10 protein-coding genes and 1 pseudogene are annotated in these 11,873 nt (G+C 64.9%); 1 reads left to right on the top strand and 10 read right to left on the bottom strand.

What is annotated here, in order from left to right; translation table 11 throughout:
* The first annotated feature begins 180 nt into the window (after nucleotides 1–180).
* Nucleotides 181–642 carry an Hsp20/alpha crystallin family protein gene (locus tag U8D42_RS07470; protein ID WP_322861676.1) on the top strand — a complete coding sequence of 154 codons (462 nt, stop codon included), beginning with the start codon at nucleotides 181–183 and terminating at the stop codon, nucleotides 640–642.
* A gap of 151 nt (nucleotides 643–793) precedes the next feature.
* Here U8D42_RS07470 and U8D42_RS07465 read toward each other — a convergent pair whose 3' ends face one another.
* The 10 genes and pseudogenes from U8D42_RS07465 to U8D42_RS07420 all read right to left on the bottom strand — a co-directional run bounded on the left by U8D42_RS07465 (nucleotide 794) and on the right by U8D42_RS07420 (nucleotide 11,839).
* On the bottom strand, nucleotides 794–2,923 hold the full coding sequence (locus tag U8D42_RS07465) for an amylo-alpha-1,6-glucosidase (protein ID WP_322861677.1): 2,130 nt from the start codon (nucleotides 2,921–2,923) through the stop codon (nucleotides 794–796).
* On the bottom strand, nucleotides 2,920–4,098 hold the full coding sequence (locus tag U8D42_RS07460) for a glycosyltransferase family 4 protein (RefSeq protein ID WP_431523830.1): 1,179 nt from the start codon (nucleotides 4,096–4,098) through the stop codon (nucleotides 2,920–2,922). The genes U8D42_RS07465 and U8D42_RS07460 overlap by 4 nt, the downstream gene beginning before the upstream one ends.
* 208 nt (nucleotides 4,099–4,306) lie before the next feature.
* The gene (locus U8D42_RS07455) at nucleotides 4,307–5,077 is read right to left on the bottom strand and encodes an MFS transporter (protein ID WP_322861678.1); all 771 of its coding nucleotides are present in this window, start codon (nucleotides 5,075–5,077) and stop codon (nucleotides 4,307–4,309) included.
* 167 nt (nucleotides 5,078–5,244) lie between these two features.
* Nucleotides 5,245–5,781 (bottom strand): hypothetical protein, encoded by a 537-nt coding sequence (locus U8D42_RS07450; RefSeq protein ID WP_322861679.1) that lies wholly within the window; start codon nucleotides 5,779–5,781, stop codon nucleotides 5,245–5,247.
* Between the two features lie 140 nt (nucleotides 5,782–5,921).
* The gene (gene istB / locus U8D42_RS07445; protein WP_322861696.1) at nucleotides 5,922–6,734 is read right to left on the bottom strand and encodes an IS21-like element ISMyma9 family helper ATPase IstB; all 813 of its coding nucleotides are present in this window, start codon (nucleotides 6,732–6,734) and stop codon (nucleotides 5,922–5,924) included.
* A complete protein-coding gene (istA, locus tag U8D42_RS07440) occupies nucleotides 6,734–7,951 on the bottom strand; it encodes an IS21 family transposase (protein ID WP_322861695.1) in 1,218 nt (405 codons plus the stop codon). Before istA ends, istB begins: the two co-directional genes overlap by 1 nt.
* A gap of 347 nt (nucleotides 7,952–8,298) precedes the next feature.
* On the bottom strand, nucleotides 8,299–8,724 hold the full coding sequence (locus U8D42_RS07435; protein WP_051445881.1) for a PAS domain-containing protein: 426 nt from the start codon (nucleotides 8,722–8,724) through the stop codon (nucleotides 8,299–8,301).
* 679 nt (nucleotides 8,725–9,403) lie between these two features.
* A pseudogene (locus U8D42_RS07430) lies at nucleotides 9,404–9,732 on the bottom strand (tyrosine-type recombinase/integrase); the annotation flags it as partial.
* 192 nt (nucleotides 9,733–9,924) lie between these two features.
* Nucleotides 9,925–10,593: a TetR/AcrR family transcriptional regulator gene (locus U8D42_RS07425; RefSeq protein WP_322861585.1), complete on the bottom strand. Its 669-nt coding sequence runs from the start codon at nucleotides 10,591–10,593 to the stop codon at nucleotides 9,925–9,927.
* Entirely contained in the window at nucleotides 10,586–11,839 is a 1,254-nt protein-coding gene (locus U8D42_RS07420) for a cytochrome P450 (protein ID WP_322861586.1), read from the bottom strand. Before U8D42_RS07420 ends, U8D42_RS07425 begins: the two co-directional genes overlap by 8 nt.
* Between the last annotated feature and the right edge of the window lie 34 nt (nucleotides 11,840–11,873).

Genomic DNA, 11,873 nt, shown 5'->3' with positions numbered 1-11,873 from the left:
GCTGCGATGGAGTTCCGCTCTGGCACACCGGTCGTTGCCCGTATCCGGTGCAGGGCCGCGCGCCGGCGGGCCTGGCGGCGTCTGGCAGCGGGCCGGTGAGAGCGCTAAAGTTGGTGGCGCACAGTAATTTTGCTGCCCGCCAGGGTGGCGGGCACCGAGTGTGACAGGAGGTGGATTGCTGTGTTGCGTTTCGATCCGTTCACTGATTTCGACGCTCTGGTCCGTGACGTGCTGGCCGGGCCGGTCGGGTCGAGCCGCGGTCCTCGGTTCATGCCGATGGACTTGTGCAAGATCGACGACCACTATGTGCTGACCGCCGATTTGCCCGGAGTTGATCCGGGGTCGATCGACGTCAGCGTGGACAACGGCACCCTGACGGTGTCGGCGCGGCGCACCGCCCGCTCCGAGGAATCGGTGCAGTGGCTGACCGCCGAACGGTTCTTCGGCGAATACCGTCGGCATCTGTGGCTGGGAGAGGGCATCGACGCCTCAGCGATCAGCGCGACGTACGAAAACGGGGTGCTCACCGTCAGCATCCCGCTGGCCGAAGGGGCCAAGCCGCGCCGCATCGAGGTCGCCCACGGCGCGGCACCACACGTCATCGAAGGCCAAGTCGTGCAATCACCCACAGAAACCGCCTAGGACTCTGGTTGCGGCACCCGCGGCGGGCAATACCCGCTGCGGGTCTGTGTGGGCATGTCGGGGGCGGCGTTGTGGCAGCAGCGAATCCACACCACCAGATGATTACGGATCAGGCGGTGCCGCGCGCGGAGCGAGCGCGGCGATACCTGGGTCATGCTGAGGAGCTGAGCAGCTGCCAGTCCTCGGGCATCCGATGTATTTTGACCGTGTCACCCTCGGCTTCCAGATCGATGCTGGCGTCTCCCAGGCGCAGGTCGGTCAGCACGACGCGGCCCCACGCCTCGGGCAGATGCGGTGTGACCGCTATCTGGCTCGCCGGCACGTGCGGTTCGAGTCCCAGCAACGATCTGAGCAGCAGGACCGGCGCGGCGCTGGACCAGGCTTGCGGTGAGCACGAGGTGGGGTACGGGATCGGTGAACCGAACTGCGACCGGGGAAATCCGCAGTACAGCTCGGGCAGCCGGGCGCCGAACGCGTCGGCGGCATCCAGCAGGCCGTTAGCCAACCGGTGGGCTAGGACGTGGGCTTCGCGCACATGCGGGTAGCGCAGCAGCCCGGCCACCGCGATCGCGGTGTCGTGCGGCCAGATGGCGCCGTTGTGGTAGCTCATCGGGTTGTAAGCGCCCATCGTGGTGGCCAGGGTGCGCAGCCCGAACCCGCTATCCATCTCACCGGATGCCAGGTGTTTGACCAGCGTTGCGGCGTGCTCATCGGTGGCGATACCGGTCCATAGGCAGTGCGCGACGTTGCTGGTCAACGCATCGACGGGCTGTTTGCGCCGGTCCAGGGCCACCGCGTACCAGCCGCGCTGCGGCAACCAGAACGCCTCGAGGAACCGCGTGCGCAACGCCTGGGCGCGCTCGCGCAGCTGCTCGGCTCCCGTGGGGTCGTCGAATGCCTCGGCCAGCTCGGCGCGCGCCAGCAGGGCCGCGTAGTGATAGCCCTGCACCTCGCACAACGCGATCGGCGGCTCGGCGGTGCGGCCGCTGGCGTCGTTGATGCCATCGAAGCTGTCTTTCCAGCCCTGGTTGATCAGGCCACGGTCGGTGGCGCGCTGGTACTCGATAAACCCGTCACCATCACGATCGCCGTAACGCTGGGCCCACGACAGCGCCGCATCAGCGGCCGGCAGCAGCGAGCGCACCACTGACGGGTCGGCGCCCCACCGCCACGCTTCGGCCAACAGCATCACAAACAGCACGGTGGCGTCGACCGACCCGTAGTAGACGGCGCCACCCAGCACGTCGGTGCTGGCCGGGCCGCGGCGGATCTCATGCATGATCCGCCCCGGCTCTTCCTCGGTGATCAGATCCACCCGCCGGCCCTGCACCGCGGCAAGCTGCTGCAAGGTGCCCACCGACAATCCGACGTCCAGCGGCAACGCCATCCACGCGGTCAGCAGGCTGTCGCGGCCGAACAACGTCATGAACCAGGGCGCTCCGGCGGCCACGAACGAACGACCCTGACCGCTCTCGTCATGCATCAGCAGCGCGCCCAGGTCGCTTTCGGTTTGCCGCAGCACCTCGGTGAGCACGCGATGACCCGCCTCAACGGTGGTCGCGGTGTCCCGCCAGGCCTCCAGTTTGCGCGCCGGGGCACTGGACTGCAGGTTCTCGCCGCGACGGAATCGGGTTCGGACGGTGTTGTTGGCCCACGTCGGCTCGGCGAGGATCTCGGTGTGCCAGCGCTGGCCGGCAGCCACCACCACCCGCCAGGTCAGCCACCCCGGTGCCACCACCGGCTCCCCCGAGGCGGTCACCCGCAGGCCGCGCACCCGATCGCCCCACTCCAACAGCACCAGTTCACCGTCGATGGCGGCCACCTCGGCGCCGCCGCGCGCCGCGCGGCCCTCCTTGACGGCGAATAGGTCCGCGAAATCGGCGTCGACGTGCAACTGCAGCACCACCACGGTGGGTTCGTGGTCGAGGTTTTCCACCGAGATGGTCTCGCGCAACCCGTCGGCCACCAGTCGCTCCCGAACCAGCAGAAGTGTGCTGTCGGCCTGGCCGCCGCGCGGGGCGCGGCGCAACACGAATTGCGCGGCAAACCCCGCCGACGGCTGCACCGACAGCGGTTCGGGCGGCTGGCCGTCGACCCGAAGCTCCCACCGAGACAACACCCGCGCGTCGCGGAAGAACAACCCATGCGCGCGGCCCGCGACCACGTCGCCGAGACAATCGGACAGGCAAAACGTCGACCCCTCCACCAGGGTGACGGTGTCAGCGCCGGCCCCCAGACGCGCCAGCGCACTGGTGTTGAACGCCGCGGGCGCGTCACTCATGCGGTGACCTTCTCATCCGGCGACTCACGCCGCCGGGAAATCGGGTTGCTCGCCGCCCGAGTAATCTCTTCGCCGTACAGCAGCCGGTGATAGATCCGCTCGTAGCCCGAACCAAACTGCGCCACACCGAAGTTCGCCGCCACGTGCCGACGACACGCGTGCGGGTCAAGATTATCCGCCCGCTCGATCGCGGCCGGCAGCTCGGCCGGCTGCTCACAAATCACACCGGTGACTCCATCGACGAGGACCTCAGCCACCGCTCCGCCGCGCAACGCCACCACTGGCGTGCCGCAGGCCATCGCCTCGATCATCACAATCCCAAACGGTTCCTCCCACTGAACCGGAAACAGCAAACACCGCGCACCGGCGAGCAGCTTGCGCTTGCTGACCGCGTCAGCCTCACCGAACACGTGATCGCTGCCGGTCAGCAGCGGACGAACCCGCTGATCGAAGTAGGCCTTCTCCGACGCCTCCGAGCACTTACCCGCCAACACCAGCGGCACGCCCGCCTCATGGGCGGCCTGCACCGCCAGGTGCGCACCCTTGTACGGGGCGAAACGGCCCAAGAACAACGCATACTCGCCCTTGTCGGTTTCAAACGGCCACTGCTCGACCTCCAGCGCGTTATGCACGCGCCCAACCCAATTCAGGTCCGGGGCCAATTCGCGCTGGCGATCACTGATCGCCACCAACGCCACGTCTGCACCCAGCCCGCGATAGTACGGATACAGATCGGCATCAATGGGGCCGTGCACCGTCACCACCGTCGTCAACCCCAGCTCCCGGTAGACGGGCACGTTGAGCACACCGGCAAAGGTGTGATCGTGCACGATATCGACGCCCTGATCCGCCGCGAGGTCCACAACGGCGTTACGAACCTTCAATGCATGCATGACCTCCGGATAGGGCTCACCAAGCCGATCCGGAATCGTGCGATCCCACAACGACACAAACCGCGCCGCCGTGCCCGACTCACCAGCCCCGAACACCGTCACCTCATGCCCACGAGCAACCAAAGCATCCACAAGATCAGCAAGCACCGCCTCCACACCCCCATAGCCCTTCGGCGGAACGTCGAAATACGGCGGCGCCACCTGCACAATCCGCAACCGCCGAGCCCGCCCATCAGGCCGAGAATGCGCCGACACACCCTGCACGAAATCGATGCTGCGCACTCGGATTTCCTCCTTCCCCAACCACTACACGCATTAGCACTTCGATTCCTTGAGTGCTAATTATGGCCCGCTGTGCACGCGCCCGCCACACACCCCAACCGTCACCGACACCCCGCCCGCCACACACACGACGACGGCCGCAACGAGGCCCGTTGCTGAGTGCCTAAAAGCCGAGCGCGATCACCACCGATCGCGAGACGAATCAGCGTTAGCCAGCACCACTCACGAGCTGGCGCCGCGGCCAAACCGGCTCTTCGTGATCGAGCGTGCACCGGTGGTTAGCGGAACGCTGGGGAAGGGTGTCGTGTCGGTGAGCTGAGGCGGGCCCTCGGTGGGTGACGATGCGGGTTCCTACACCAAGCTCCACCAACACCACCGAGGGGACCCGTTGCCCGAGGCTACTGCCTGCCCGCGCTCTGTTGTTGCCGACACGATCATGCGCACGATCGAGTTGGGGGTGACGATCACCGACGCCGCCGTCGACGACACCCAGACCACGATCTTCTGCACCCCCGTGGTGAGGAATCCGCGTTGTCCGGACTGTGGGCGCGACGGCAGGTCTCGCGACACCGTGACGCGGCCATTGACCGACCTGCCTGTGGCCGGCCGCCGCCAACCAAAACACCGCGGGGTACCCGAACTGCCAGCCCAGCAGCCCCGACAGCGCAGCACCGGCCATATTGCCAGCGTGATTCCAGGCCTGGTTGCGACCGTTCTGGCCGGTGAACCCGGCCTGGCCCACCACACCAAGGGTGATGCCAATCACTGTCGGGGCGATCGTCGCCCCAGCAATACACATGGCGGCCTGCGCAGCACCGATGACCCAAAACTGTCGCGCCGAGAGGATCAGCGCAGAGGCCGTCACCGTGCACGCGCCGACGGCGACGACACAGGCCCGCTTGCGCGTGGTCGCATCAACCAGCGCTCCCGCCGGTGCGACCGCGACCATGCCAACAATGGCACCCAGGGTAACCACCATACCGGTAGCGGCGGTGCCCCAACCACGACTCTGCAACACCACACCAAAAACGGGCCCATGCCGGCCGACATGTCGGCCATAAAGAAGTTGACGGCAAGTAAGGCTGTCCGATCACATCTCGACCCAATCGGCCTGGTCATTGGCCCCACTGCACCCCACCCGATAATTTACTCGACCGCCAAGGGCCCGCGGCGTTCGATTAGTGTCACTGCTGCATCAATCAGATAGTTCGCGATAACATGAACAGCGGAGCGGGCAGGCAGCACCTTGCACACGAAGGCAGGGTTGCTTGCTGTCGCGCGGCGGATCACTTCTCGGCAGGCGGGGGCGAATTCAGCCCGCTGCTCAATAAACCCGAAGGCATACCGGCTTATTGAGAAGGACGTTCGCTCATACCGGATGCAGTGCCCATCGGAGCTAATGGCGTAACCGCAGACCTGATCGGCGTCGGCGGTCAAGGGCCAAAATGGTGCCGCCACGTCGAAATGGCACACGATCTCAAAGTGAGAGCGCCCTGCGGGCGGCGCGTCGCGATCCGCGAATCGTGAACTACAAGTCGTGGCGATGTCATAGGGGCGCACCCGGTATTGGCGCATCAAATAAACAAAAGCCTCTGTTGCCGCGCGAGCCGCCGCGGGCAGATCTTCGCCCCAGGCCGTCGCTGCCGACGCCAGTTCACCGTTACTGCGGTGTTGGGACTCCACCTCCCGATCAGGGATAACGATCGATGGCTGCAGACATATATTTCTGATAACACAAGCGGGGAAACTTCCACAAGCTGTAAGGTGTCGGCCCCGGTCGAATTTTGAGCAGTTTCTTCCGGTCGAAAACTGAGCAGGTTTGTTTACGGGGTTGAGTCTGCCTGACGGTCGGCTTCGACGGAGGGCAGGGACTCGATTGCGGTGTGTTTGATGCGGTAGCTGGCCCCTTTGAGGGCGATGACGTCGGCGTGGTGCACGATGCGGTCGATCATCGCTGAGGCGATGGTGGCCTCGCCGAAGACCTGGCCCCACCGGGAAAACGGCAGGTTAGAGGTCAAGATGATCGAGGATTTCTCGTATCGGGTGGACACCAGTTGGAAGAACAGGTTGGCCGCTTCGGTGTCGAAGGGTATGTAGCCGACTTCATCGATGACGATCAGCCCGATGCGCGAGATTTTGCGCAGCTCGGAATCGAGGCGCCCGATGCGGTGGGCTTCGGCCAGCCGGGTGACCCAGCCGGTGGCCGCCGCGAAGGCGACCCGGTGCCCGGCCTGGGCGGCTGCGATCGCTAACGCGGTCGCCAAGTGTGTTTTGCCGGTGCCCGGTGGTCCTAGCAGCACGATGTTGCGGGCTTCGGCCAGCCAGCCGCCGGCTTCTAGGCGGGCGATCTGTGCGCGGTCGACGTGGGGTTGGGCGGTGAAGTCGAAGTCGTTGATCGTTTTGATCGCCGGGAACCCCGCATAGCGGATGCGTTGCCGGGCACCAGATTCGGCCCGGGCATTGGATTCCACGGCTAGCACGGCAGCCAGGTAGTCCTCGAGTGACCAGCCCGCAGCGCGGCCTTGTTCGGCCAGCCGCCCGTAGTGGGCGGCGATCCGCGGGGCTTTGAGCAGCCGGGATTGGTGGGCGATCAGCTTGTCCGCCTCCCCGGGAACGGGAGCGCGTTTGGTGGCCATCAGGCGACCTCCCCGGTCCCAAACAGCGCGTCATAGGCCCCTAGATCGGCGACTTGGACCTCCACGTCCATGTGAGCACCCGCCGTCGGGCGGTCCCGGAAGTTCTCCCGCATGATCGCCGCCGCGGCCAGATGCTCAGGATCACCAACCAATCCCGCGGTGCCCCAGAGCCGTTGGTGGTCAGCGACCACCCGCTCACCACAGCGGGCCATCACCCGATCCAGCGATACGGACACGGTGATCATCCGACCGATCGCCTCGGGATGCACCGAATAGGCGTTGCCGCCGATGCTGACGTAGTAGTCGCGACCCAGCCGCGTGGTGATCATGGTGCCGGTGGCCGGGGCCACCGGCGGCAGCGCGGCCATCGCCTGCAGATCGGTGCCCAGCGCCTGGGCGGGGATCATCGTGGTCGTAGCGTGCCGGCGTGGGTTGGCCACCTGCGCCAGCCACTGCGCGAGCTGGGTGTTGAAGTCCGCAGGCGAGCAAAACCGCCGACCCGGCAGAAACGACGACCTCAAATAGCCGTTGGCCCGCTCGACGAGCCCCTTGGTCTCCGGATCATAGGGGCGGGCCTGGATGAGCCGGGTGCCCAAGACTCCGCAGAACCCGGCCACCCCGTCGGCAAGCCGACCGCGTTGACCAATCCCGGCCTCGTTGTCCCACAACAATGTTCGCGGCACCGCGCCGATGCACCCCGAGAGCAGCTGCCACATGCCGCCCAGCAGATCCCCGGTGACCCGCGACGGGATCATCATCGCGGCGATAAACCGCGAGTAGGCGGCCACCATCACCAATACGGGAAACGATCGCAGCACTCCGGCATGGTCGGGCACCACCCGGCCGGGCAGCCACAGATCGCACTGCACCTGCTCACCGGGCAGATGCACCAGCCGGTCGCACGGATCAGCCGGGGCGTACTCCGGGCGAATCCGGGCAACGTTTTCCCCAAACCACGAGTGCCCACCCGTCCAACCCACTCGCTCGGCGATCACCGTCGCCGGCATCCTCGGATACGCGCTGAGCACCGCTCGCACGGCTGGCTCGATCTGCGCCCACGCCGAGGTCGTCACCGGCGCCCGCTCATAGCGCGGCGGACTATCCGAACCCAGCGCCTTGGCCACAGTGTTGCGTGACAGACCCAGCCGTCGGGCGATCGCAGCCTGCGACAACTTCTCCGACCGATACAGCCGGCGGATCTCAGCCCAATCCTCCACAGTGATCACTCTCCAATCGAAGGGTGCTCACTTTTCGACCGGAATCACCTGCTCACTTTTCGACCGGAACCGACAGTAAGGGCAGGTTTGCGCTGAAAGCACGGCCTGGGCCGGTAGGCGGTCGTCTCCCGAGAACCTGGCTACGTCGAACGGCCCTGCAAGCGTCGGACGGGCCGCAGGTGGTGCAAGTCGATGCTGAACAGTGCGTGATCGACTCGGGCCAGTCGATCGGGCAGGGTCACGCCATTGTCGAAATTTGATGTTGGTCGCCTGGGAACAGCCACCAAGATATCGAAGGCGCGCGGCCCGAGTGCCGTAGGCGACGATGAACACCCGTGTGGGCCTGATTAATCTGCCCCCGCGCAACCGCCGTCTCCGAGATCGTCGTGGTGATGTCCTCCCGAATCGCCCGTGGTGACATCCAGGTAAAACCCCGAAGTGCCGATGACCGAACCCGACTCGTCGACCATGCTGTCACCCACCACGACCACAAAGCGGGTATGCCCGGCCGTGTCAATGATGCGGTGCCGACTGTTAAAGGGTTCCCCCTGCAGCACCCGATCCAAAACAGCCGTGACTTGCTGGCGATCGTCGGGATGTTTGTGCAGCAGGAGCAGCTCGGTGGTCGGTGTCACCGTTCTCGGCTCATAGCCATGCATCCGGGCAACCGCCTTTGACCACTCCCAGCGCTGGCCATCAAGGAAAAACCGGAACCGACCGACCCGCTGCGCCGTGCCAGCCACCACAGCGGCGTCATCGAAGTCGTCAACCACTTCACAACCTCCTGCCCGCACCGCAGAAGCCTCTGACTGGGCTGGCGTGTGGGCGCGGCGAAGCCTCCGGGGTCACGTAGCACATCGGAATCGTCACCATCTTTGTCGAGCTCCCGACATAGTTTGCACTTTTCGACACTGGCTTTGCGCTCCGAGTGTGATCTGGCTGGTCGCGATAATCTGTTCCTAGCAACAGAGATAATTCATGTCAAATGCATGATTCTTCGTAGCTCACCGAGCCGACATGTCTATGTCCGTAAACGGGTGTGGCCCCACCTCCTGATCTTTTCGACCCCGAACCGACCTGACGTGACCCGTCAGACCGCCTGATGCTGAGCAATGATTACTAATGCTGAGCAATGATTAGAGGTCTGTAGATGAGCCTCGGCGAGGCGGAATGGGCGGGCCTTCCCGAGGACGATCTGAAGTCCATTTGTCTGATCAAGGACCGGCGTCGGCGCCCTGGTTCGGGAAGCTACGCCCATGCTCACGGTTGTGGCAGCGGTGCGCCGCCTCTGCAACAGCACCAGAGATCGCTACGCTTGCATCCACTGCACGCCCGATGACTCACGTCGCAAACTCGACTGGTCAGGTCAGACTCAGTTGAAAGGTCTCGACCCGTGTCGCACGTGGCCAAGTCCCCCCTCGGACACAACGTCACTACAGCGCATCGGCGCAGCTAGACGGCAGAAATGCGGCGTTTCCGGCGACGCTCAGCAGGTGCTTTGGACACGGTTTGGACACTGTCCGCGATCTTCGCGTCCAGATTGACGGCCACAGCGTCGAGGTCGCTGCGAACAGATCGGCGTAGATCCTCAGCGTGACGCTCGCGTCTTTGTGGCCCAGCATCCGCGACACGGCAAGGACATTCGCCCCCGAACTGACAGCCAAGCTCGCGCACGTATGCCGGAGGTCGTGCGGCGTGATCGTCTGCACTTCCGCGCGCTCGACCGCCCTGTTGAACCATCCCGTCGAGTCGTAGCTGGGACGCTTCAAGTACCCGCCGCCGCGGGTCCCCGCGAAACTGTGGATGCGCGGCTATCGCCGCATGCTGCTCGTCCGGATCAACACTGGGCCGGCAATGCAGAACCACTTTGCCGCGCGTGCCGCAGTGGAACTCTCCTCGACATCCCGGGCGCGCCGCAGCGTACTCGCCAGCGCTCGCCCTGGGAGGTTCGCCGTTCTTAATCGCAATCGAGGCTAGGTGCTTCTTTCTGCTTCGATCTGCCGATCCGGTGATGCTTGTCGTTCGCGGATCGACAGCGACGTCATCCGCGGATAAACGATCGCTGGACCGAGCCATCGAGCAACGAAGCGGCGTAACGCGAGCCCCTCACGCGGCTCCTGGCCAGGATCGGTCAGCATGGACTGCACCGTGCGCAAGGTCATCTCGGCAAGTTCGCGGAGGCCGGGTGTATCGAAGCCGTGAAGCTCCCAATCGACATCGAATTGGTGAAAAGCGGACAAGCAGAACGAGATTGCCGTGTCGGAGGATAACGAGGTGACGGCTTCGCCGTCGTTCCGCGCGGTCAGTAAACTTTCCAGCTGCGGATCGCCAGAGAGGTTCTCGACTCCGAAGGCAACACACTCGACCACCACAGCGACCGGGTCTTTGAGGCCGCTGACGTGATGTGCAACCTGGTCGATGAAACCGTTGACGGCACGCATCCCGCTGGCCATGAGCAGCGCGTCGGCATTGGGAAAGTAGCGGTACACCGTCTGGCGAGTCACCCCGAGCCTGCGGGCTACGTCGGCGAGGCGTATCGCCGCTCCATGTTCGGCGACCTCCTCGTCTACCGCACTCAGGATGCGCGAAATAGCCTCTTCGTCCGAAGAGGGCGTCGAACCCGCCCAACCACGACTACGCACTCGCCGTCACCACCCTTTCGCTGGTGAACTCAATCGAAAGAGTCGACGGACCAGTCATCCCCAGCAACGGCTTCCACGGAGCCGGACCGACGCGATGAGCGTCCGGAAGGCGGCGGGTGAGGACTGTTAGCGCTTCCGCCAGTTCGCGGCGTGCGAGGTTCGCCCCGAGGCAGTAATGCGCGCCACCACCGAACGTCAGAATTGCGGGAACGTCATTGCGCGCGATATCGAAGCGGTCTGCATCGTCGTATACCACCGGGTCTCGGTTGGCGGCAAAGGTGTTGACGACTACGAGGGTTCCTGCCGGGAACATGTAGCCACCGAATTTGACATCGTCAACGGCGGCTCGCGGCACGATGCAGGCTGCGGGCGAGTGGCGCATGCTCTCCTCGACCGCCTGCATCGCAAGCTCTGGTTGGTCGCGCAACTTCGCCCACTGGTCCGGATGCTCGCAGAGCACCTGTACCGACGCCGACAGTTGGTTTCGCGTCGTGTCCGTTCCCGCCATCAGGAACCCGGCCACCAGCATGCGGAGTTCCTCGAGGTTGAGCCGGTCGCCGTCGCTTTCCGCGCGAATGAGCTCCGAAAGCAGGTCATCGGTGAGGTGGTCTCGGCGCGCCGCCACCATGTCGTCCACGTAGGCGTCGAGTTCGCCCCATGCCCGCATGATCGCGGTCTCATCGAAGGTGACATCGGGCTGAAAGTTAAGGGCCTTGAAGATTTCCTCAGTCCAGTCCGCAAACGACTGCCAATCCTCGCGGGGCGCGCCGAGCAGCGCGCAGATGATCGGGGTCGGGTACTGATACGCGATGTCGGTCACGACGTCGCACCGCCCGACATCCGCGACCCGGTCGATCAGCCCGTTGACCACCTCGCGGATCGTGTCTTGCAGACGTAATGTCGCACGGGGAGTGAACGCCCTGGACACCAGCTTGCGCAACCGGGCATGTGATGCACCGTCCAGGCCCAGGAGACTGTTCGCCATCTTGTCGAACAACGGCCCCGACGTGATGCCTTGCGCCGCCAGGGTGACACCGGGTGGCAGGCGGAATCTGTTGTCGCGCAATAGGTCGCGAGCCATCTCGTAGGACAGCACCTCCGGACCGAGCGGCCCGATTGCGATAGGCGAACGCGATTGCGCGATTCGGACGTCTTCGAGGACGTCATGCGGAGTGGCGTTGAGGTCGTAGCTGAACGTGGGTAGGCCGGCGCCGAAGACGTTGGGAGCGGCGCTGTTCGCGTTCATCGATCTCCCACCTTCCAATGCCGCCCAACAGACG

This window comes from Mycobacterium europaeum, assembly GCF_034555895.2.
Classification (GTDB): domain Bacteria; phylum Actinomycetota; class Actinomycetes; order Mycobacteriales; family Mycobacteriaceae; genus Mycobacterium; species Mycobacterium europaeum.
This window is presented reverse-complemented; position numbering and strand designations above follow the sequence as displayed.